23 protein-coding genes and 1 tRNA gene are annotated in these 24078 nt (G+C 39.1%); 15 read left to right on the top strand and 9 right to left on the bottom strand.

The genetic code is table 11. The features are described 5' to 3' along the window. The first annotated feature begins 17 nt into the window (after positions 1-17). Together KMW37_RS06685 and KMW37_RS06680 are read left to right on the top strand one after the other, a co-directional pair. Positions 18-653, top strand: a complete 636-nt coding sequence (locus tag KMW37_RS06685; RefSeq protein ID WP_215223827.1) for a peroxiredoxin — start codon at positions 18-20, stop codon at positions 651-653. A gap of 185 nt (positions 654-838) precedes the next feature. Then, positions 839-1252 (top strand): VOC family protein, encoded by a 414-nt coding sequence (locus tag KMW37_RS06680; protein ID WP_215223826.1) that lies wholly within the window; start codon positions 839-841, stop codon positions 1250-1252. A gap of 34 nt (positions 1253-1286) precedes the next feature. Here the strand turns inward: KMW37_RS06680 and KMW37_RS06675 are convergent, their stop codons facing one another. The 6 genes from KMW37_RS06675 to KMW37_RS06650 form a co-directional block, all read right to left on the bottom strand. Further along, on the bottom strand, positions 1287-1727 hold the full coding sequence (locus tag KMW37_RS06675; RefSeq protein ID WP_215223825.1) for an outer membrane insertion C- signal: 441 nt from the start codon (positions 1725-1727) through the stop codon (positions 1287-1289). Positions 1728-2030: 303 nt separating this feature from the next. Beyond that, a complete protein-coding gene (locus KMW37_RS06670; protein WP_215223824.1) occupies positions 2031-2822 on the bottom strand; it encodes a PhzF family phenazine biosynthesis protein in 792 nt (263 codons plus the stop codon). 50 nt (positions 2823-2872) lie between these two features. After that, the gene (gene pncA, locus KMW37_RS06665) at positions 2873-3490 is read right to left on the bottom strand and encodes a bifunctional nicotinamidase/pyrazinamidase (protein ID WP_215223823.1); all 618 of its coding nucleotides are present in this window, start codon (positions 3488-3490) and stop codon (positions 2873-2875) included. A gap of 87 nt (positions 3491-3577) precedes the next feature. Then, positions 3578-5053 (bottom strand): nicotinate phosphoribosyltransferase, encoded by a 1476-nt coding sequence (locus tag KMW37_RS06660; protein WP_215223822.1) that lies wholly within the window; start codon positions 5051-5053, stop codon positions 3578-3580. Next, complete coding sequence (locus KMW37_RS06655; protein WP_215223895.1) at positions 5054-5857, bottom strand: DMT family transporter; 804 nt, start codon at positions 5855-5857, stop codon at positions 5054-5056. It abuts the gene before it with no gap. 102 nt (positions 5858-5959) lie between these two features. Further along, a complete protein-coding gene (locus tag KMW37_RS06650) occupies positions 5960-7201 on the bottom strand; it encodes a cation:proton antiporter (protein WP_215223821.1) in 1242 nt (413 codons plus the stop codon). A 303-nt stretch (positions 7202-7504) separates the two neighbouring features. Here KMW37_RS06650 and KMW37_RS06645 point away from each other — a divergent pair, with 303 nt between their 5' ends. Beyond that, the gene (locus tag KMW37_RS06645; protein WP_215223820.1) at positions 7505-7969 is read left to right on the top strand and encodes a peroxiredoxin; all 465 of its coding nucleotides are present in this window, start codon (positions 7505-7507) and stop codon (positions 7967-7969) included. Here the strand turns inward: KMW37_RS06645 and KMW37_RS06640 are convergent. Beyond that, entirely contained in the window at positions 7966-8646 is a 681-nt protein-coding gene (locus KMW37_RS06640) for an ABC transporter ATP-binding protein (RefSeq protein ID WP_215223819.1), read from the bottom strand. The two genes, KMW37_RS06645 and KMW37_RS06640, sit on opposite strands and share 4 nt — an antisense overlap. 140 nt (positions 8647-8786) lie before the next feature. Between KMW37_RS06640 and sucC the strand changes: the two genes are divergently transcribed. From sucC to KMW37_RS06580, 12 genes are all read left to right on the top strand, one after another. Then, positions 8787-10004, top strand: coding sequence for an ADP-forming succinate--CoA ligase subunit beta (gene sucC, locus KMW37_RS06635; RefSeq protein WP_215223818.1), 1218 nt, complete (start codon positions 8787-8789; stop codon positions 10002-10004). 55 nt (positions 10005-10059) lie between these two features. Next, a tRNA-Arg gene (locus KMW37_RS06630) sits at positions 10060-10133 on the top strand. A 259-nt stretch (positions 10134-10392) separates the two neighbouring features. Next, a complete protein-coding gene (locus tag KMW37_RS06625) occupies positions 10393-13035 on the top strand; it encodes a twin-arginine translocation pathway signal protein (protein ID WP_215223817.1) in 2643 nt (880 codons plus the stop codon). Positions 13036-13238: 203 nt separating this feature from the next. Beyond that, positions 13239-14000 carry a glycosyltransferase gene (locus KMW37_RS06620; RefSeq protein ID WP_215223816.1) on the top strand — a complete coding sequence of 254 codons (762 nt, stop codon included), beginning with the start codon at positions 13239-13241 and terminating at the stop codon, positions 13998-14000. 44 nt (positions 14001-14044) lie between these two features. Next, positions 14045-14869, top strand: coding sequence for an alpha/beta hydrolase (locus tag KMW37_RS06615; RefSeq protein WP_215223815.1), 825 nt, complete (start codon positions 14045-14047; stop codon positions 14867-14869). Positions 14870-15195: 326 nt separating this feature from the next. After that, positions 15196-15594 (top strand): DUF3302 domain-containing protein, encoded by a 399-nt coding sequence (locus KMW37_RS06610; RefSeq protein WP_215223814.1) that lies wholly within the window; start codon positions 15196-15198, stop codon positions 15592-15594. A gap of 51 nt (positions 15595-15645) precedes the next feature. Then, the gene (locus KMW37_RS06605; RefSeq protein ID WP_215223813.1) at positions 15646-16824 is read left to right on the top strand and encodes an HlyD family secretion protein; all 1179 of its coding nucleotides are present in this window, start codon (positions 15646-15648) and stop codon (positions 16822-16824) included. A 4-nt stretch (positions 16825-16828) separates the two neighbouring features. Beyond that, entirely contained in the window at positions 16829-18223 is a 1395-nt protein-coding gene (locus tag KMW37_RS06600; protein WP_215223812.1) for a TolC family protein, read from the top strand. 289 nt (positions 18224-18512) lie between these two features. Continuing rightward, entirely contained in the window at positions 18513-18872 is a 360-nt protein-coding gene (locus KMW37_RS06595) for a nuclear transport factor 2 family protein (RefSeq protein ID WP_215223811.1), read from the top strand. Positions 18873-18892: 20 nt separating this feature from the next. Continuing rightward, positions 18893-19708: a DUF6597 domain-containing transcriptional factor gene (locus KMW37_RS06590; RefSeq protein ID WP_215223810.1), complete on the top strand. Its 816-nt coding sequence runs from the start codon at positions 18893-18895 to the stop codon at positions 19706-19708. Between the two features lie 64 nt (positions 19709-19772). After that, complete coding sequence (locus KMW37_RS06585; protein WP_215223809.1) at positions 19773-20354, top strand: hypothetical protein; 582 nt, start codon at positions 19773-19775, stop codon at positions 20352-20354. A gap of 6 nt (positions 20355-20360) precedes the next feature. After that, positions 20361-21425: an alpha/beta fold hydrolase gene (locus KMW37_RS06580; protein WP_215223808.1), complete on the top strand. Its 1065-nt coding sequence runs from the start codon at positions 20361-20363 to the stop codon at positions 21423-21425. Positions 21426-21496: 71 nt separating this feature from the next. Here the strand turns inward: KMW37_RS06580 and KMW37_RS06575 are convergent, their stop codons facing one another. Further along, a complete protein-coding gene (locus KMW37_RS06575) occupies positions 21497-22588 on the bottom strand; it encodes an SGNH/GDSL hydrolase family protein (protein ID WP_246581364.1) in 1092 nt (363 codons plus the stop codon). 9 nt (positions 22589-22597) lie between these two features. Further along, entirely contained in the window at positions 22598-24058 is a 1461-nt protein-coding gene (locus tag KMW37_RS06570; protein WP_215223807.1) for a sulfatase, read from the bottom strand. Between the last annotated feature and the right edge of the window lie 20 nt (positions 24059-24078).

The raw sequence follows: 24078 nt of genomic DNA, 5'->3' as shown, positions 1-24078 counted from the left end.
CAAAAAACCAAAACATTATGTCTTTAAGATTAGGAGATACTGCTCCAAATTTCACCGCCGATAGTACTGAGGGCCAAATAAATTTTCATGATTATCTTGGGGATGCATGGGGCATATTATTTTCCCACCCAGCCGATTACACCCCTGTTTGTACTACAGAATTAGGCACTGCAGCTAAGCTAAAGGGGGAATTTGACAAGAGAAATGTCAAAATGATTGCCCTTAGTGTGGATGGACTGGAAAGCCATAAAGGATGGGTAAAGGATATCAATGAAACCCAAAACACCACCATCAATTATCCAATCATTGCTGATGAAGACCATAAGGTTTCCGAACTTTATGATATGATCCATCCAAATGCCAATGAAAGCCAAACTGTACGTTCAGTTTTTATCATTGGCCCAGACAAAAAGATCAAACTTATCATTACTTACCCTGCAAGTACAGGCAGAAACTTTAATGAGCTCTTGAGGGTAATTGACTCACTTCAGCTTACAGCTAATTATTCCGTAGCCACTCCAGCTAATTGGAATCATGGAGAAGATGTGGTTATTGCACCAGCCATCACAAATGAGGAGATCCCTGCTAAATTCCCTAAGGGACACAAGGAAATCAAACCTTATTTGAGAACTACTCCCCAGCCAAATATTTAAGTTTTATTTCTGTTATTTAACAAGAATAGCCGTTGATTTTTAGCATATCAACGGCTATTTTTATGATAGGACTATTTTGGAATATTACAGCTTAGCCTTTCTGCAGAATAGTTCAAGCTACTTAGAAATAGACTACAGTCTCTAAGTGGAATACGATTAGATAACGCACATGAACCCAGAACAAAATGAAAAAAGTAACAGGAATAGGAGGAATTTTCTTTAAATGTCAAGATCCTGACAAAATGAAAGATTGGTACTCAAAAAATTTGGGCTTAAATACCGATCAATATGGAACAACTTTTGAGTGGCGCCAAGCTGACCAAACTGAAAAAAAAGGCTTTACTCAATGGAGCCCTATGGATGAGAAAACCAGCTATTTTAAACCATCAGAAAAAGAATTCATGATCAACTATCGGGTAGATAACCTTGAAGCTTTGGTCAAAGAATTAAAAAATGATGGAGTGACAATTTGCGATAAAATAGAAAGCTATGAATACGGTAAATTCATCCATATTTTAGATCCTGAAGGGAATAAAATTGAATTATGGGAGCCATTTGATAAGGAATACGATAAGATTCTCGCTGTCCGCACCAAATAGCACCCATTTTGTTTATTCAAATCTATTTCAAAGGCTATCTATCCACATTACCAAAAACATATCGGATATTTAGTCCAAAAGAATCAGCTCTAAAATCTGTATTTTCAATAATCCAAAAAATAGGTCGCCAATCAACACCTATGGCCAATGGAAAATCAAAATGGTATTCAATCCCTATTTCACCTGCAGCGCCCAAATAAAATGGATCGTCAATCCACATCGCTGGACCTGCACCTACATACCAATTTAGTCCATCCACATCTGCTACAGGCCTGTACAAGAAATCCCACAGGGCTTCTATTCCCACACCATGCCCAAAGTTGACATCGGCATGAACCCTACTAAATTGACCCAAGGTAAAAACTCCATCAATCGCAACATTATTATAACCATCTCCAAAACGGATACCCAACTCTTGGGCATACAATCCATATGACATAGTTAAAAAGGCAAATAATAGTAATAACTTTTTCATAGTTTTCCAGGATTTGATAAAAACACAAGTTTAAAAATTATATTATTCAATGTTAAAGTATGAATGTAAGATAGCAAATTTTAGCATTAAATGATTCAATAATGTAAAAAAGGTATTTTTTATAATACTGAATCAAAAAAACTTAACGGCCCATTTGTTAACTGAATAATCTAATTTTACAACTGTCGGAACATTGCCCCTACCAAAAAACAAAAGGGCAAAAAATGTCATTCCTCCATTTTTTGCCCTTCGAAATTGTAGAAATTGATTTTCTAGAGATGATCACTTAGTCATTCCCTGATGTTACACTTCCAAAAACCCTTCAAAAATTTTAACTGCCTTTCCGAGAATTTTGACCCTATCCCCCATCAACTCCAATCTCATATCTCCTTCTCTCTTGCTCGCTTGATAAGCATTCAGGCTAGTTTTCCCTTCCTTTTTGTTCCAATAATCCATCAAAGCACAGTGAGCAAATCCTGTAACTGGATCTTCATTGATACCTAGATTAGGGGCAAAATACCTGGAGTATATATCGAAATTTTCATTTCCCTTAGATGTAATGATAATGCCTTCATCACTGTGCATGGCCAATAAGTGGAATTCTGGTTCTACATATTCCAGCTGATGAAAACTTTCCAACTCCAATATCCAATTTCCTTTTAAGGAAGCAGCCCCAACCACTTTCTGTCCGAAAAAATTATCGGTAAAATAAGGATGTTTGTCCTCTTTGGTAGGCAATAATGGGAAATCCATTTGAATTTCTCCATCAACCATCTTCACTTTCAATTCACCGCTTTTGGTATCAAAGAATATTTCTTCCTGCTCATCTACCACTTCTTCAATATATAGCATATATGCACTCGCCAAGGTTGCATGTCCACATAGATCCACTTCTTTTTCTGGAGTAAACCATCTCAACTTAAAGGCTGTAGGACCTGTTTGTTGTAAAAAAGCAGTTTCACTTAAATTCATCTCAGCTGCTATTAGCTGCATTCCCTCTTCAGCTAGAGGGCCGGGAAGTAAACAAACAGCTGCTGGATTTCCCGAAAAAGGGGTATCAGTAAAAGCATCAATGGTGACGATGGGAAGTTGCATAGTATTAATTTTAAAGGTCGACTATCAATTTAAGAATACTTTTAAATAATCTATAAGGAAATAGCATCACTGCTGAGCAAATTCGCCCCTGCTTTGCTCATTTCTTTCAAGGAATTTTCAAAATCCCCTGGAAAAAGGTTCACCGCTTTGGTTGCATCGGTAACCAAAAATACATCAAACCCCTCTTTCAATGCATCAAGCACCGTAAATTTCACACAATAATCGGCCGCTAAACCAACCACATATACATCAGTAATATGGTGATCGTGAAAATAATCCCCGAGACCTGTATTTTCTTTTCTGCTGTTATCATAAAAACCACTATATGAATCCACAACAGGATTTGTCCCCTTTTGGAAAACCTTAGCCCATTTTTCTTGATTCAAATCTTGATGAAATTTTGCCCCTGTGCTTCCTTGTACACAATGAACAGGCCATAGGACTTGCTCCTCTCCATCAAGGTTAATGATCTCACCTACCTTCTTTCCTGGATTGTTGGCGGCAAAACTTTTATGAAGTTCGGGATGCCAATCCTGAGTGGCCACTATAAAATCAAATTTCTCCTGTAATTTATTGATCACTGGAATAATTTGATCCGCCTCTTCCACTGCCAAGGCTCCACCAGGTAAAAAATCATTCTGTACATCTACGATCAACAGTGCATTCATAATTTTAATTTTTAAGATTTCCCTTCTACCAAATCAATTATTCCGATGCCTTATTCCCCTCTAAATAAATCTACCACAAAAGGACCATTAGCTGTAATTCTTCGCTTGAAGGACCAGATTGGTTCTGAGATGATATAGATTCTCCTCCAATCCAACTGGATAGATGTGAGGATTGATCAATCTCTTATGGGCTTTATCAAAACGATCCAAATTGGTCAAAGTGGCATTCCTTATATCCTGGATTCTAGGTCTGGTATAAACCTTCTCCCCTTTTTTGAAAATTGGAACAATAAGGGTCTTGCTTTCCAAGTCATCCATTTTAATTTTCTTCCTTTTGGTAGGATCATATGGATCAATAATGGTCACCTCATTCTTTAATTCAGGCCCATCCTCCAAAAATATCATATCGGATACTGCCTTTCCGTTTTTATAAAAACGCTTTATATTGTGGTAGCCTGGAATATTGATTTTAATGGATTGCTGTGAAACCTTGACCTTTGGCACCCATTTTCCTTCACTATCCTTAAGCGCTGCCATTTTATAGACAGCTCCTAAAGCTGGTTGATCATAAGCTGTTACCAACTTGGTCCCTATCCCCCAAATATCTATGGAAGCTTCCTGCATTTTTAGGGAAGATAGAATATGCTCATCAAGGTCATTGCTGGCCACTACCTTGGTTTCAGTGAAACCAGCTTCATCAAGCATTTCCCTTGCTATATTACTATAATAAGCCAAATCCCCCGAGTCAATTCTTACTCCCAATAATTTCTTTCCTTTCGATTCCAGGGCCCTGCCGACCTTAATGGCGTTTTTCACCCCTCGAATTGTATCATAAGTATCGACAAGGAATATACAGTTATCAGGAAAAGCTGCAGCATAAGCCTCAAAGGCTTCTATTTCGCTTTCAAAAGCCATGATCCAGCTGTGTGCGTGGGTTCCTGATACAGGAATACCAAATAATTTACCGGCCATAACATTGCTGGTAGAAGAGCAGCCCCCGATATAACTGGCCCTGCTGGCTGCAAGTGCTCCGTCAATCCCTTGTGCCCTTCTTAGTCCAAATTCCAAAACTGGATCTCCCTTGGCTTCCAAAGTTATCCTAGCTGCTTTGGTTGCCACCAGGGTCTGGAAGTTAATTATGTTCAAAAGAGGGGTTTCCAATAACTGACATTGTAACAAGGGTCCTTTTACCCTAATGATAGGAGTATTGGGAAAAACCACTGCGCCTTCTTCCACAGCATCCACATCACAAGAAAACTCCAAGTCTCTGAGGTATTTGATAAACCCTGGCTCAAAGGTTGGCTCGCCATTTTCGAGCTTCATCTCTGAAAGATACTCCAGATCATTATCGTCAAACTTAAAATTCCTGCAATAATCAATCACATAATCCAAGCCTGCTGCAATAGTAAAACCACTTTGAAAGGGATTTTTTCTGAAGAATAAATTAAAAACGGCTTCTTGCTCTGCCTTACCGGACTTCCAATAAGCATAGGCCATGGTCAGTTGGTAGAAGTCAGTCAAAAGGGCCAACGAGCCTTGATACAAATCCCTGGTAATCTTCATCTATTTTGATCTTATATTTAATATTACTCCAAACAACACCAGTGCCATCCCCAAATAGGTTAGCAAGTTAAAGGTTTCCCCGAAAAAGATAAAACCGAAAAACAATGCATAAAGGATTCCAATGTAATTTAGGCTGGTAATCTTGGCTAAATTGGCATGCTGATAAGCCATTGTCATATAATATTGTGCCATCTGAGTCAAAGCACCAATTCCCAAGAGTAGCAGCCAGTCCCAGCCTTGGGGCATCACCCAGTTAAAATAGCTCCATAGCCCCACAATAGGCAAGGTAACCAATGGGAAGTAAAATACAATCACCAAAGGGTGCTCTGTGCCCTTGAGCTTCCTGATAATATTATACGCCAATCCAGCAAACAGGCCTGAAGCCACTCCTATCAAAGTATATTCAATGGATATTCTAGGATCAAAACCTTCGATGACCAAAACTCCACCAAAAGCTATGGCAAAGTACAAAAACCGAATGGGCTTAACTTTTTCTTTGACAATAAAGATTCCAAAGATGGTCGTGAATATCGGTGATAGATATTGTAGGGTTACCGCACTGGCCAAGGGAATATTTTGCAAGGTGTAAAAAAAGGTTATCAGCCCCAAAGCACCTGAAGCTCCCCGTAAAATGAGCAGCTTCTTATTATTCCCAAACAAGGGTATATTTTGATTCTTCAGAATAGCATAAGTGGCAACCAAACTGAATATAGACCTGAAAAACACCACTTCAACGGCAGGCAAATGAGGGACAAATTTCACCAAAACTTGCATCATGGCAAAGAATATCCCAGCTAGCAACATGTGCTGCACACTTTTTTGATTCAAAACTTAGGCTTTTTAGACTGCTAAAATAGGATTTAATAGGCAATCATTAATTCCTTAAAAAGGTTCCATCAAGGCTAATTAACTGGCTTTAACCGTAGACTTCACATCTTCGCCATTAGCCTTGGTCTCTGCTGCTTTTTTTTGCTCCTCTTCTGCCTTTTCCGGATTGCTCGTGATCACGCCAAACATCATTACCAATGCCGTCAAAACAATTACCTGAATGATCAATGATTTATTCACTAATCCAATAACATTAAATGGCTCGATGGACAAAAACAACAAAACGGTAATTAAGCCCCTGGGCGCTACAAATAGTAGCGGCTTAAGTGGCAACTTGCTCATTTTTAACTGTATTGCTCTCAATGAGAAAATCAATATTACGATACCAACAGACCAGATCAAGGTTGTGGTATTGAGAATTTCTGAAGTTTCCAACAAATATCCGAAAAGCAGGAAGAACAATGACCTGATCAAAAAGGTCGCTTCTATCGTCAACTCCTTAAATTTCTGAACCTCTTTATTCAAAATATCGGTTCTGAAAACATTGAAGAACTTCAAATTATGAAGCTCATTAAGGTTACCTATAGACAGTCCAAATATCAAAATAAAGATCAATGCCGGTAAATGGTAAACATATGAAATGGCATAGATCAGCAAGGTCAAAAGAATGATCGGAACAAATTTAATGTGGTGTTCTATCTTGCTCAACAAAAAGGAAAGGCCCACTGTCGCAATAAAGGAGATCAATGTAATGATCACCAACTGGAGACCAAACACACCAAAAGAGTTAAATCCAAAAGTATCGTTTCTCAGTACAAAATTAAAGAATACCACTCCCAAAATATCGGAAAGACTGCTTTCATAGATAACAAACTCCTTATTGGCTGTGGATAAATTCCTTACACTTGGAATGGCGATGGCACTACTGATCACACACAGAGGAATGGCATTGATCAGGCTATCCTTAAAGGAATAACCTCCATACATTTCAAATATATAAGCCAACAAGAAAGAAAGGGCCAATAAAGGCGCTAAAGCCCCAAAAAAGGACTTCTTTATCAAAGTGATCTTATCCTTGTTCAGTTCCAGCTCCAGAGACCCTTCAAGTACAATTAAAATCAAACCAGTAGTACCGAGTATTGGCAAAATGGATGAAAGGTCAGGCAAATCCAACTCAAAAAGCATGGTACCTTGTTTCACCAGCCATCCTAGCAAAAGCAATAATATTACTGACGGTATCTTGGTTTTTTTGAAACTATAGTCAAATAAATAGGCAATCAGCAATAAACTACAAAGTGTTATAATGATCGTCGTGGTCATGCGTAATTAGATAAAGGTTCAGCTCCAAAATTTATTCTATTACCATTTTGAAGCAAATTAAAAGGATACTCCTTTCCTACCGGTTTTTCAAAAACTTCTATATCCTGATCCTGAATCAATTAGTCCTTATAATAGGAAAAATCGACTTAATCTTATTGTAATAATAGCTTAAAACTTTTAAAAAAAGTTTCTTGAACTGAAAAAAGGAACAATACTTGGAACAACTTTGAGACATATTTGTTATCAAGAAGAAAATAAAAACTCGGCAATAAAACGATAAACTTTAGGATAAAGAACATTTATATGGCAATCAAAATAAACAGCAAAGCTCCTGATTTTTCTTTAATTTCTACCTCGAACAAAAAATTCAAATTAAGTGAGGATTTCAAAGGTCAACCATGCCTGATTTTTTTCTACCCAAAAGATCAAACCCAAGGCTGTACAAAGGAAGTATGCAGTTTTAGGGACAATTTTCAAATCTTCAAATCACTGGATGTAAATATTGTAGGAATCAGCAGAGACTCCATCAAAAGTCATGAAGAATTTAAGAAAATGCATAATCTTCCCTTTGAGCTACTTTCTGATCCCACAGGTGAGGTTTGCAAAAAATATGATGCCTTGATTCCATTGATTAAAATGCCAAAAAGAATCACTTATCTGCTGGATAAGAACCATAGGATAATTGCTGCTCATGAAGGTTTATTTGATGGACCAGGTCATGTAAAGGCCATGATAGAAGAAATCAACCAATTGGCTGAAAAGGACTAGGAAAGCTTTTCCACTTCCTTTTCTTCAGAAATAATAACTCCGTCCTGCATGGTCAACATCCTGTCGGCCATTTGGGCGAGTTCCTTATTATGGGTCACAATAACAAAGGACTGCCCAAAGCTATCCCTAAGCTTGAAAAACAATTCATGTAAAGCTTCAGCACTTTGAGTATCCAGGTTTCCACTAGGTTCATCTGCAAAGATTATTTTAGGGTCATTGATCAATGCGCGGGCTACGGCAACCCGCTGTTGCTCTCCCCCACTCAATTCTGAGGGTTTATGCAACAAACGCCCCTCGATGCCTAGCAGTTTGGCCAGTTCTACGGCTTTTTGCCTTAACTGCTTGGCATCCTTTTTGGCAATCAATCCCGGAATCATGATATTTTCCTCAGCGGTAAATTCAGGAAGCAGATTATGAAACTGAAAAATGAAGCCTATTTCAGAATTTCTGTAGGCAGCCAGCTTATCTCCTTTAAGATTTCCCAATTTTTTGTCCCCAACAACCACTTCTCCGCCATCAGCATTATCCAGGGTTCCCAGGATATGCAAAAGTGTACTTTTACCTGCTCCCGATGCACCTACTATAGAAACTATTTCTCCTGATTGAATGCTAATATCCACACCCTTAAGAACATGGAGATCGCCATAATATTTTTGTATGCCAGTTGCTTTAAGCATGATTGATTATTTGAACAAATTCAAAGATAAAACTATTTAACGGATTAGTTCAAAAATGCATTTATTTTGGGAAAAAGAGAGTCAAAAACCTTGAATAATCCCCTCTAGCTACTTAACTTCGAGCAAAAATTTTCGCTAGGATGAATATACACGAATATCAAGCTAAAGAAGTTCTAAAAGGTTATGGTGTTAAAATTCAGGAAGGTATCGTCGCTGATACCCCAGAAGCAGCACTAGAAGCAGCCAAGCAACTCAACGCAGAAACAGGTACCTCATGGTATGTGATCAAAGCTCAGATCCATGCGGGTGGACGTGGTAAAGGTAAAATTCAGGAAACCGACTCTCATGGTGTGGTTTTAGCCAAGAAGTTGGACGAGGTAACTGAAAAAGCTAAAAACATCCTAGGAGGAACTTTGGTAACGCATCAGACTGGTCCAGAGGGAAAGAAAGTAAATAAAGTACTAGTAGCACAGGATGTATACTATCCTGGTGATTCTGAACCAAAAGAATATTACCTTTCTATCCTATTGGATAGAGCAAAAGGATGCAATGTGATCATGGCCTCTACTGAAGGAGGTATGGACATTGAAGAAGTAGCTGAAAAAACTCCCGAGAAAATCATCAAGGAATGGATCGATCCTAAAGTAGGGCTTCAAGGATTCCAGGCTAGAAAAGTGGCTTTTGCCCTTGGCCTTTCTGGAAATGCATTGAAGGAAATGGTTAAGTTTATCACAGCCCTTTATAAGGCTTATGATGCTACCGATTCTTCTCAATTTGAGATCAACCCTGTGTTGAAAACTTCTGATGATAAAATTTTGGCAGTAGATGCCAAAGTAAACTTGGATGACAACGCACTATACAGACACAGAGACCTTGCTGAACTAAGAGATCTTTCCGAAGAGGATCCTTTGGAAGTAGAAGCAGGCAAGTCTGACCTTAACTATGTAAAACTTGACGGAAACGTAGGTTGTATGGTGAACGGCGCCGGTTTGGCCATGGCCACTATGGATATGATCAAACTTTCTGGTGGTGAGCCTGCCAACTTCCTAGATGTAGGAGGCGGGGCAAATGCCACTACTGTAGAAGCTGGTTTCAGAATTATCTTGAAAGATCCTAATGTAAAAGCTATCCTTATCAACGTATTCGGTGGTATCGTAAGATGCGATAGAATTGCTAGTGGCGTTGTGGAAGCTTATAAGTCAATCGGTGACATCAGAGTACCTATAATTGTAAGACTTCAGGGTACTAACGCTGAAGAAGGTGCTAAGATTATCGACGAATCTGGATTGAAAGTTTCTTCTGCTATCACCCTAAAAGAAGCAGCAGAAAAAGTTCAGGACGTTCTTAAAAACGCCTAAAAATATCTTATCTTTGTAGCCGATATGAGGGCCTAGGTCCTCATATCGTGTTTTTGCGCGCGTAGTTCAACTGGATAGAATATCGGATTTCGGCTCCGAGGGTTGAGGGTTCGAATCCTTCCGCGCGTACAGTACATAAGCCTGATGAAAAATTCATCAGGCTTTTCTATTTACAGACAGCAATAAACTAGTCCTCACTCCCATTTTTCAAAAAGACGCTTTCCCTCAATACCCTACAAATCCACTAATAAAACATTTTAACTCATCACAAATATTTTCTTTCAATTCCTTTCTTTTAATTTTTACTTCCTAATGAAATATCATATATTGAGGCTGATTTTAGGAGAAACAATATTTCCCCCAATCCACCAGCCGAATAAAAGAAACAATGAAGAGAAGAAAGTCCTTAAAAATAATGGCCTTGGGAGCATTAACTCCCAGCGTGAGCTTTATTTCATCCCCGTTGGATGCCCATAAAAACCATGTTGAGAAAAACACAAGTTTACACTTTGAAAGTGATTGGGCGCTTTGGCCGGATATGGACTGGGTAGGCCCAGAGTATTGGGGAAACAGGTTACAAGATTGGAAAATCCAAAACGGCAAGGTACTTTGTCAAGTCAGTGGTCCTAACAGAACTTTACATTGTCTAACCACCCAAGCTACCAATGAAAAAGGATCATTGGAAACCTGCATTGATATTGAACCTAATCAATCACTTCCTGTATCTGATGAAAACTATATTGGAATTCGTCTTGGGATAAAAGGAAAATTTGACGATTACCGCTCCGCTGCTGTACATGGAAAAGGCATTGATATCGCCATGACTACTAGCGCAAAGCTCAAAATCGGAGACAAACTTCTCCCTATCCAAGCTGAGATTAAAGATAAATTCACCCTTCAGGTGAAAACCTCTAGCCATAATAGCCAGCCCAGCATTACTGTTAACCTATTGAGCCCTTCTGGAGAAATACTACAAACTTCTACAGAGAAAGACGGTTTCAGCAATGAATTAATATCAGGCAATATTGCTTTGGTGGCCAATATCAAAGAAGGGGCTAAAGAAATCCAAGAAACTACTGCTGCTGCTTCATTTGCCAACTGGAAGATTTTCGGTAGCAAGTTAATATCCAGTTCAGAACATGAATTTGGACCAATCTGTTTTGCCCAATACACCTTACACCAAGGCACCTTAAAGTTAACAGGACAACTTGCTCCAGTTGAGCAAATCCCAGGGCATAAGGTAAGTCTCGCAATAAAAGATGGTGGGACATGGAAAGAGTTGGACCAATCGGAAGTGGAACCTATGTCTAGAACTGTCCATTTCAGACAAGAAAATTGGGGCTATAACGAATCGGTCCCATACCGAATTCAGTTGGAATTGCCTATCAAAAGTGGGCACTCAGACGATGAATCAGAAAGCCGTTTTTATAGCTATGAGGGAACTATCTCAAAAGAGCCTATTGCTAAGGAAGATGTAAAAACAGCGGTATTCAGTTGTAACTGTGATTATGGTTTTCCTGATTCAGAGGTACCTGTACATGTAGCCTGTCACCAACCTGACCTGGCGCTATTTGTCGGGGACCAATTTTATGAAAGCACAGGAGGGTTTGGAATACAGACCTCCCCTATAGACAAAGCTGCATTGGATTATCTTCGCAAATGGATGATGTTTGGCTGGTCTTACAGAGAAGTATTCCGCCACATTCCTTGCGCCATTATTCCCGATGACCACGATGTATATCATGGAAATATTTGGGGAGAGGCCGGTAAAGCAGCAGACATCTCAGGTAGCTGGGGAGCTCCTGCCCAAGACTCAGGCGGATACAAAATGGCTCCTAAATGGGTGAATATGGTCCAAAAATGTCAAACAAGCCATCTTCCTGACCCTTACGATCCTACTCCAGTAAAAAGAGGTATTGATGTATATTATACCGAATGGATCTATGGCGGTGTAAGCTTTGCTATTTTGGAAGACAGAAAATGGAAATCAGCTCCAAAGCACGTGCTTCCCGAGGAAGCCGATATTTGGAATGGTTGGATCCAGAATCCGGATTTTGACATCAAAAAACACCGTGTGGAAGATGCCCAACTACTGGGAGAAAGGCAGCTAAGCTTCCTTGACCACTGGTCCCAGGACTGGTCAGGTGATGTCAAAATGAAATCCTTGGTAACACAGACCAATTTCTGCACAGTATCTACCCTTCCCGCTGATGCTAAAAATGATGGTGTAGTCCCTGGCCTAAAAATTCCAGAATCAGGAGAATATGTCAGTGGAGATGTCATCAATGGAGATATGGACAGCAATGGTTGGCCTCAAGTAGGTAGGGATAAAGCAGTGGAAAAAATCAGAAAATGTTTTGCCTTCCATATAGCGGGGGACCAGCATTTGGCAAGTTTCGTCCAATACGGTGTAGAAGAGCATGGAGACAGTGGATTTGCTTTTGCAGGTCCTGCCTTAAATAATATCTGGCCAAGAAGATGGTGGCCACCAGTAGCCAATTCGGAAAATCATTCTGAAAGTAATCCTGCATACACAGGGAATTACGAGGATGGATTTGGCAATAAAATGACCATAAAAGCAGTAGCCAACCCTAGGCTGACAGGTTTAAAGCCAGCCATTGTTTATGACAGAGCTACTGGTTATGGTATTGTCACCTTCAACAAAACCAATAGAACCATTACCACTGAATGCTGGCCAAAATACGTTCATCCTTTAAGAAATCCTGAAGGACAATACGCTGGTTGGCCAATCACTGTTGCCCAAGAAGACAATTATGGTCGTAAAGCAGCTGCTTGGCTTCCTGAAATCAAAGTCAATGGACTTAGCAATCCAGTAGTAGAGGTAATTGAAGAGAAATCCGGTGAAAGCCTTTATTATATGGCCATTAAAGGAAATACATTTACCCCAAAAGTCTTTTCCAAAGGCACTTATACCATTAAGGTTAAGGACAGCTCTACAGGAAAAACCCTTGAGAAAAAAGGCATAAAAGCCAATTCACAATCAAAAGGAACCCTAATGTTCAGTATATAAACCCAACTATAGCGGCCTAAGGCCGCTCTTTTTTTATGTCTTTTTTGTCCATTTCAGATGTGGATTCATCTTTCCATTCAGAAGCACCTATTTTTTCCTTTGAAAAACTATTGCTTAGTCACACCTACTGATAGGGCTGGTAAAAAATATGTATTATCTTCGATGAATATATCGAAGGAATATTATTGTTTAATTAATCTGTTATGCTAAGTTCCTATTCTCCTATAGAATTAACTTATATAGTCCCTGTATATATTGAAAACCAAAAGGCTCCAATCATAGAAAAATTTGTAACCCAATATGAGCAATACAGCCCTGAAATTTTAAACAAAATCCTATTTATTTTTGTAGATGACTGTTCACCCGTACCTGTCATTATCAATTCAAAAAAGTTAAATTTCACCCTTGCAAGGATTAATGATGATATTAAATGGAATCAGGGTGGAGCCCGTAACTTAGGTGTATTATTAGCCAAATCCAGCAAAGTAATTCTGACCGATCTTGACCATACTTTCCCCGAGGAAACTTTGGCCTACCTGTTAAAAAAGCCCATTCCTAAAGCACTCTATAATTTCGAGAGATTGAAAGATGGGCAGAAACATAATATCCATCCAAATACCTATTACTGCACTAAATCTACCTTTTTCAAATCTCTTGGTGTAGACGAAGAATTCTGTGGTAATTATGGCTATGAGGATATTTACTTTCTAGAGCTTCAAAAAAGTCTGAAAACCAAAATAAAGACCATCAAGCGACACCCTATTTGGGTGCGGGAACACAAAGAGCATCCTTCAGAATCCCATCACTTATTGATAAGAGACACCAAGGTAAATCATGAATTATTACAGGAAAAACTTAAATACCTCAAGACAAAAGATCCATTTAGAGGACACTCGAGGCTGTTTCTTAATTTCTCATGGGATATAGTTGAAGAACAGCTCATTGACCAAAATTCTGAAAACTAACATTGCAGCTAAATCCATTATAATTAACTCCCTAATAAACCATTATGAAACAAATCATTCTATTTACCCTATCCTTTTGCTATGCCATCATAGTTTCTGCACAAACCGAAGCTTATAAGACAGAAACCAATATTCCCTATTATCAAGAAGACCTTCGGGCTGCTGATGAATATATTAACGAAAGATGTGTATTGGATATATACTACCCAGAAGGTAAGCAGGACTTTGCAACAGTAGTATGGTTTCATGGTGGTGGACTGACAGGTGGAGAAAAGGAAATCCCCCAAGCTTTAAAAGAAAAGGGGGTTGCGGTGATTGGGGTCAATTATCGTTTATACCCCAAAATTAATGCACCAAAATATATTGAAGATGCAGCTGCTGCTGTTGCTTGGACATTTAAGAATATTCAAAACTTTGGCGGTGATCCTTCTTTGATATTTGTCTCGGGACATTCGGCAGGCGGATATCTTGCCAGCATGGTTGGTTTAGATAAAAGATGGCTAAGTCAGCACAATATTGACCCCAATCAGATTGCAGGTCTTATTCCATTTAGTGGACATACCATTACCCATTTTACTGTAAGAGAAGAAAGAGGTATACCAGGAACCCAGCCCATTATTGATGATTTGGCTCCCTTATATCATGTGAGACCTGACGCTCCTCCATTATTATTGATTACCGGAGACCGAAATATGGAAATGTTAGGCAGATATGAAGAAAACGCCTATATGATGCGAATGATGAAGGAAGCAGGTCATCATGAAACGAAAATCTATGAAATGGATGGCTATGGCCACAATATGACTGCCCCCGCTTTTCCATTATTACTAAATGAAATAAATCGTATTATTCAAAAGAAAAACAAATAACCCCATTTAATTTCCACCAAAATTTGAGTAATCCAATACCTGGATTACTCTTATACTTTTAACACCATTCTTTTTCTACCCTTAGAATTTGTCATTTTTTTTTGTCACCAAATTTTGCACCATTTTATAATCTTTTTCAATCCTTAAGTTCATCGATCCCTGCTTCCTTAATAATTCATTAAATTAGTTTATCCAGTAAGAGACCACATACAACAAAATTTAATTCTTTTGATAATTCAGTATCTGTATTCTTATGCCTAATCTGTACAATCACCACTTGTAATGATTGTGTTTAAGAATAACCGTCATCACAACCCCTGATAATCATGAAAAGGATGCACGCTCATACCAAATGGTTGACGTTATTTTCCATGTTCAACCTCTATCCACTCATTACATATGGAAGTGCTTTCGAAGACAAAGTAGCAGATGTGGTCAGCTGGGTGGCCTTGATCGTTGCTCCCATCATCATGATCACAGTCTTCTTGATGGTCCATGTCCTTCCTGAAAAAATTGCGGAAAAACGAAATCATCCGCAGGCCCAAGCAATCAAAACACTATGTATACTTTCCTTGTTTTTTGGTGGGCTCTTATGGCCTTTGGCTTGGATTTGGACCTATTCTAAACCTGTTTTTTATAAAATGGCCTATGGAACAGATAAAGGTGATTATCATGAGGAAACCTTTGATGACTTGAAAAAAGAAAAGGGTCATGATAATTCCTGAATATCCTTACTCTCAATTTAACCAACTCTCACTTACCCCTAATTCTTCAAAATGGAAATATTATTATTGCTGATTTACTCGGGTATTGTTTGGTTGATCTTTTTTAAGTTCAAGCTACTGCCTTGGAACACCATTTCTCAAGTCATAGTTATTATCATTCCAGTGGTGGCCATTACGCTACTCATATTGATACTCAATATTGTAGCACCCTCATCCCACGATGTTAGGATCATGAACTACAATGTGGAGATAGTCCCTCGCGTGACAGGCTTGGTGGTAGAGGTCCCCATCTCTCCCAACCAACATGTTAAAAAAGGAGAAGTTTTGTTCAAAATCGACCCCACTCCCTTTGAGTTAAAAATCAAAAAACTGGAAGCCAAACTGCCTGAGCTTGAAGCAAAATTGGTTGGAGCTAAGGCATTTGATAGGGAATTAGAATCTCAGCTAACCACTGCCAATAGTCAAATCCAGGTTATCAACACGCAAATTACACTGGCCAAAAAGCGCTTTGCACAAACAAAGGAACTGGCAGAAAGCGGGGCTGGATCACAGTTTGAGTATGAAGAAGCGGAAACCAACTTAAATAACCTTCAGGCACAACTTGCAGTGGCACAATCCCAAAAATCCCAAGTCATTCAAAAACTCTCTGCCCAGACAGAAGAGGGTGAATTAGCCGAAATATCACAGGCAAGGGCTGCATTGGTACAGACCAAGTCAGATATTGCTTATGCCCAGTGGGAATTGGATCAGACCATTTACCGGGCCCCAGCAGATGGTAGGGTAATTAACCTCCAGCTCCGCAAAGGTGCCATGGCGGTACAATTTCCCATCAAGCCTGTCATGACTTTCATTGAAGATGAGCAATGGGTAGTTGCCCTTTTCCACCAAAATGAGCTTCGATATGTAGAGAGTGGCAATGAGGCGGAAGTAGCTATCCGCACACATCCAAATAGAATCATCAAATGTGAAGTGGAGCACATTGTATGGGCCAATGCACAAGGCCAGCTGACTACTTCTGGCAGGCTCCCAGACACCAGGATAGATGGCTATCATGAAGGGCGTTTTGCGGTCAGGTTAAAACTGGATAAAAACGAAGATGTTTTCCTTGCTCCGGGTGCCGTAGGGCAAGGAGCCATCTATACAGAACATGGAAAACTTATTCATTTGGTCAGAAAAGTGATCATAAGAGTAGGTACAAAATTGGACTGGCTGGTACTTAAACTGCACTGATCTAATGAAGAATCTTTCCCCAATCAGTATTATTTTTATATTCATGGCTGTTTGCCCCTTTTCATGTAAGGTAAAGGATCCGCCAAGCCCTGAAGAGCTTCAAGAACAAGCTTTTGCCAATTTTATCCTCCCATCTACCTGGCAACAAGCGCAAGAATCGCAATCTGATTCTACTATGTTTAACGAGAATTGGTTAATGGAATTTTCAGACCCCATACTGGACACACTTGTTCATGAGGCATTGGAATACAATTTGGATTTAAACGTGGGAGAAGCCCGTCTTTCGCAAGCTGAGGGGTATGTAAAGATGGCCAAAAGTGCGCTCAGCCCTGCTCTCAATATCTTGGGGAGGGAAAACAGTAAGTTAGGTGGTGACTTCGGTGGTGGACTAAATGGAGCTATTTTTTCAGCCGCATGGGAATTTGATATTTGGGGCAGGCTCCGAAATGTCAAACATGCCCAAATTCAAGAATATGAAGCTGCTGCCATGGACCTGAGCTTTGCCAGACTTTCCATTGCGGCAGCTGTAGTCAGAAACTATTACCTGGCCATTGAAATCTATATGGAAAAAGAACTGGCTTTGGAAATGCTTGACCTGTCCGAACAATTGGTTGAAATAGCTGACAAGCGTTTTCAGGTAGGGATAGGCAATGAAAAGGACCTTGCGATAGCCAAAGCGAGTCTGAATAATATCAAAGACGGTTTTAGCTTGCTGGAACTGGCTTATAGTAACCAAGTCAGAGCGCTAGAACTGCTATTGGGCAGATACCCTTCCAGCCTTATAAGCGTAGAGGGTGATTTGATGGAAATCAACAGTATCATACCTGCAGGCATTCCTCTTCAGATATTGGAAAGGAGACCTGATGTCTTGGCAGCCCAGCACCGATTCAATGCAAGTTTTCATCGCGTAAGGTCAGCCAAAGCAGCTAGACTTCCTCAAATCAGCCTGACAGGAACTTTTGGGGCTGTGCACAGCAATATCTTTTCCTTGGTCCCTCAATTTTCCAATCCAATCAGGAGTTTAGGGGGGGCCTTGGTGGCCCCGATCTACCAAGGTGGTCTTCTCAAGGAAAACCTTGAAGTCAAAACCTATGAACAAGAACAGGCGGTTTATGAGTATGCCCAGACGGTATTGGCTGCCATAAATGACGTAGAAACCGCACTTGAAGCGGTACAGATAGTGGATCAAAGAGAAAAAATACTAAAAGAGGAAGTCCAGCAGAACCAAAAAGCCTATGAACTTCAAGAAATTTCCTACAAAGTAGGTAAGTCAGACCTTAGGGATCTCACTTTACAACAGATGGACTTATATACTTCCCAAATCACTTTGCTTCGCGTGCAAACAGAAAAAATCATCCAAAGGGTCAATCTATATCTTGCCTTAGGTGGATCTATGTAGGATTTAATCTTCTTTTGAACTTTTGCCAAAAATCTTAAAAATTCTTATTATCAATAACTGGCAAATTTTGATGTTTTTAAAACATTATCTGTATATCCGCTAATCCACCAGTAAGTATTACCCTTCAAAACATTCTCTCAAAAATGATACATATTTCACAGAAATAATTAATTAAACCTGTCTTCCGCCAAGTAGATCCGTGGAAATCCGTGAGAAATAAAGCTACTGGTGTGAAAACAGATAATCATAAAACATTATTAACTTACCAAATTAAAAGCAAAAAGATTAAATGGAAGCCAGAATACTTTCGATGAAATGGTTTGAACTCTGGGAATCCGGAAACTTCATGGAGCTACCAATAACAGAGGATTTCACCCATATTAGCCCATATGGTATCATTGAAGGAAAACAAGCCTATATGAGCTTAATAGAAATCAATAAAGATAAATTTCTTGGTCATCGATTTGAAATACACGACAGTATTTACGATAAAAATAAGTCGTGTATACAATATACGGCTATTCAGGACAATTTTCGCTTGGAAGTAACGGAATGGCATTATTTAAAAGATGGGCTGATCCATAAAATCAAGGCATATTATAATATTCCCGGAGAAATCAGGGAAGACAGAAAATTAGAGAACCTATAGTATTTTAAACTACCTATCCTGTGAACTGGAATTATCAAGAAATAAAGCCCATTCATCCATTAAACCAATACATTGAATGTATATGGACAGAAAATTTCTCTGATATCAATCCTTCATCATTACCTCACCATATTGTACCAGACAATTCCATTGAGCTGATCTTTACAGATTCATTTATAATAAGGTCCTCTCCTTTTTTAAAGGATAACGGTAAAATGAAAAGCCACTTAACCGGCCTCAAATCCAAATACCAAAAGGTAATTGTCGAAAGGAGTCCGTTAATCGGTGTTCGGTTTAAACCAAATGGCTTGTATCCTTTTTCCAAATTGGACCTGAAAGAAACCATAGATACTTTTCTTAGTCCTGAAATTTGTTTTGGAAAAGAAATAGTCATTTTGGAAGACCAGCTCTTTGAGGCTTTGAATTTCCATAAAAGAGTACAATTGATTGAGCAGTTTTTTCTAAAGTCTCTTCAGAAAATTGAATTGAATCCTGATCCAACATTTGATCACATCGTTCAGCTAATTCACCATTCTAAGGGTAGGATAAACGTAGCTGATTTATCAAAAACCTTTCAAATATCCGTAAAATCTATCGAACGTAAATTCTTAACTAAACTGGGGATGACGCCCAAAAAGTATGCTAGGACCATAAGGCTCACCAACAGTCTCAAAGACATTGGAAAACGGGGATCTAAGCAACTTACCCAAATATCCCATGAATATGATTTTTACGACCAATCACATTTCATAAAAGAAATAAAATCCTGCACGGGACTTTCTCCTTCTCAGTATTCCCAACTGGACAAAGGAATTCAAACCCCCTTATTAAATTAATTCTCTGCCTGTCTAAAATTTACAATTATTAAACTTGGCAAAACTGTTTCTTTGAAATAAAAACATGAAATTAAAACTACTGGGGCTCATGCTTTGTCTGCCTCTGATTGCCCAGGCCCAAATCACCAAACCTGAGGCCATTACCTTTTCTTACTTTGGTGACATGATTACTCATCCAGGTATTAAAATAGGCCTTGACTATTCTATTAAAACTTGGGAAAAAGACCATTCTAAAAATAACAGCCTGACCAAGTCCATTACAAAATCCTGGATTATAAGTCCAAATATTGCCTACTATTATCATAGAAGATACCAAAGCGGCTTACTTATTCTGCCTGAAATACAATACTCCCGGCAAAACCAAAAAGGCAATCAACTTGCCTTGGGTTTTGGACTGGGTGGTCTAAAAACCTTTGTCCCTAATGTTTATGAACCAACCCCTAATGGAGAAGTAAAAAAAGCTAAAGCCGGAATGGGGTATTTTGCATCAAGCTATTTCATTTCCTTCGGTAAGGATCTGAGTGCCAAAAGTGAAATTCCTTTAGAATATTTTATTAAGCCACAATTCCTGCTTGCCCTGCCCAATTTCCCCAATAATACTGGATATTTCTTTCTAGAACTTGGACTAAAATATAAGCTCAGATAAACTGTTATGAAAAATCAATATAAATCCCTGGTAATGTTTGCTTTTTCAGTCCTATTGACGGCTTGCAGTGAGTCTTTTGATTCGGTTACTAAAGCGGACACATTTTTCCATGTAAAAGTAGATGAGTCAGTACTCCCTGTATGGGTAAAAGGCAATACTGCCTCGAAGAAATTAGTGATATACTTAAATGGAGGCCCAGGCTTGACCAGTTTGGATGTAGCCAAAGCAGATATGTTTGATTGGTCAGAATCCCTTGAAAAAGACCTTGCCATGGTTTATTATGATCAAAGGGGCTGTGGTAATGCCCAAGGCAAATTTGATGAGAGCAGCCTTAACATCGAGCAGTTTGTGAAGGATCTTGATGCCATTGTTACAGTCCTAAAAGCAAAATATGAAAACACTGAAATTTACCTTATGGGACATAGTTTCGGTAGTTTCATTGGTGTTAATTACTTGTTGACAGCTGATTCCCAAAACAAAATTAGTGGGTGGATTTCAGTGGATGGTGCCTATAACTTTGATTATGATCTAAGTTGGCAATACAGGAGAAGCTTTCTCATAAATATCGCCAATGAAGAAATTGCCAAAGGTAATCACATTGCACATTGGACGGAAGCTTTGGCTTGGGCTTCAGAAACTCCTAGAATCGAATCTAGGGAAGACAAAAATGCCTGGAGGGATTTTATTGGCTTTCCTGGTGGAATCATCATTCCTGAAGAACTGGCCGATTTATCTTTTGGTGATTATTTGGGAATCGGCTTTGCCTCATCCTACAATCCTTTCCCTGCATACTTGTCCCAAAACTTAGCTATTGTCAACGATCGACTAAATGAGGATGCAGAAGGAACCAACCTCATTGCTAATGTAGAAAAACTCAGTTTACCCACATTGTTTATTTGGGGAAGATACGATGACCTTATTGCACCCGAAGAAGGAATGGATGTCTTTGAAAATTTAGGTACTCCAGCTGAACAGAAGAAATTTGTTCTCTTTTTAAATTCCAGCCATGAACCCTATATCAATGAGTCAGAAAAATTCCAGAGCGAAATTATAAACTTTGTAATGGATTAAATCCAATGTAAGCAAAGAAGGTATTTGAATAGATTTCAAATACCTTCTCCTATAATTTTTTCTCTTAAGTTTTACTCACTCAAAATATGACGTAGCTTTTTCAAATAAGCTTCAGCGTAACGCTGCATGCCTAGGTCAGTGGGATGCGTTCCATCAACAAAATCATCATTCCCCATCCCTATTTCTTCATAAGTCATCAAATGCAAATTCTCAAAACCTTGGGTCTTTAGCTTATAAAAAACATCCTCTGTCCAATTATTGAGACTAATATAAGTCTGTTTTCTTTCTGGATCAATCAAGCCATCTGAATAACCAGCATGCTCAACCAGCAAGATGGGGGTATTCGGATGTTGTTCTTTTAAAGATTTTACCGAATTAACAATCTTGGCCTTAACAACCTCTTCTGTAAATCCTCCTCCTGGCCCCAAATTTGGCAAACAGTCCAATACAAAAACCTTTGCATCAATGGTTTTAATATAATCAATCAATTCCGGCTCAAGCCTACCATTTCCTGAAAAGGCCAAATTAATCATGGGGGTATCCAACTCCCTTCCAACGATATTTGTCCACGCCATTCCTGGACGAGAGGCACAAGCTCCTTGTGCTATGGAAGTTCCATAAACCACGACAGGTTTTTCTGACCGCTTTGCTATGAAACTAAAAAGGTCATTTGCTCCTACTCCGATCATTAAACTATCAACATGATTATACAAAGGAAGATACAGCTGGTATTCCCTTCCTTCATTTACACTGCCCGGAGTAATAAACTGATAACTTACTTCCTGTCCAAAGCTATATTTTCCACGCACCCAAATCCATTTGCCAGTATCATCCTTGGTATAAAGGTCAAGGCCACTTACTCCTGTAGCAGGCATATGGGGCATTTGTAGATTACCACCTGGTTTATATTTGACCTTAATTTCGGTTGCATCAGATTGAAATCTCAACAATAAACCTGCGGCATGTCGAGACAGTCCCCAAACAGGCTTCCTGACCTTTTCCTCAGCATCATCAGGTAATCTATTATAAGCAATATTGTCAAATCCTTGACCCTCCAAAACTAATTCATCAGCCTGCAGCGGATCATACCATTTAACTTCCTGTGCAAAACCTGATAAATAACCAAAAAACAGGAGTACTGGGATAATTATATTCTTCATCATATTCAGTTTTTATTTCATCACTTGCGCTTTCTTCTGAGCTTCAAAATCAGCGTCATATTCAGGATTTTTCTCAGTTGGAACTGGAGCATTGGTCGATACTCTCCATTCTTTTAATTTGGAATAGAGTTCTTCGACTTTTTCAGGATGCTCTTCTGCTAGGTTATTTTGCTCATTCAAATCTTCTTCAAGATTATATAGTTCCAAATCCCCCTCTTCAAAATACTCATGCAATTTCCATTTACCTGACCTAATTACAGATCCTGGACGAGTCCTGAAAAGAGGGTCTTTTGCCTGGTCATCCTTAGGAGAATAAGCTTCCAAGTAAATAGGAAAATGCCAGAACAAATCTCTCTTAGCCAAATTCTTATTTTCAAAAAGCAATGGGCTTAAATCCTGCCCATCCAAACCTTGGTTTATATTCTCAGCCTGGATTACATTTTGAAGTGTTGGAAAGAAATCCATTTGAAGTACTGGCTCATCTACCTTTTGTCCCGCTTGAATCTTTCCTGGATACTTGATGACCAATGGCACCCTGATTCCACCCTCGTAATACGACCCCTTACCAGCTCTAAGAGGGTATTGATTGGAGGTCTTTCGAATGCCACCATTATCTGAGGTAAAAATCACCATGGTTTCTTCTTCTAAGCCCAAGGATGAAACCACTTCTAACAAGCGACCTACATTCTCATCCATGGAATAAACCATCGCTGCATAAACTGCATTATCCTGGCCACCAGAACCTTGTTTGGCTTTGAACTTTTCAACCAATTCAGGTTTCCCCATCAAAGGACTATGAACAGTATAGAAAGCTAAATACAAAAAGAAAGGTCCATCCTGATTGTCTTTTACAAATTTGATAGCTTCATCCGTCAGCCTATCTGTAAGATATTCCCCTTCAGGGCCATCCACAATATGCTCTATATTATAAGGGGTGAAATAACCATCTCTACCAGGGTTCCCGCGATGATTCCCTCCTATATTGACATCAAAGCCCATTTTGGTTGGATCCTCACTGACATGCCACTTTCCAAAAGTACCTGTGGTATAACCATTGGCATGGAACATCTCTCCTATTGTAAACAAGGAATCTGAAAGCGAATCTATATTTTTGGTAGGAATCAATTTGCGGGTTTTGGCATTTCCCCTATCCGAAGGACTCACCGTATAGACCCCATGTCTTGGCCCATACTGACCACTGATCATATTGGCCCTAGAAGGTGCACAGTTAGAAGCCCCTGCATAAGCGTTGGTAAAGATCATTCCCTCTTGGCTGAATTTATCCAAATTGGGAGTTTCATAGTAGTCACTCCCCATAAAACCCAAATCTTTCCATCCCAAATCATCAACATTGATCAGGATGATATTCGGTCTTTTTTGCTCAGAGGACTTTGATACTTTTTCCGTGCAAGCACCGAGAACCACATTGGCCAACACAAGCAAAAAGGATAATAATCTGGCTGTTTTAAGCATTAATGATATTGTTTAGATCA

It is taken from the genome of Echinicola shivajiensis (genome assembly GCF_018642165.1).
GTDB classification, from domain to species: Bacteria; Bacteroidota; Bacteroidia; order Cytophagales; family Cyclobacteriaceae; genus Echinicola; species Echinicola shivajiensis.
Note: the sequence above shows the minus strand (reverse complement) of the source record. Positions and strands in the feature narration are given on the sequence as shown.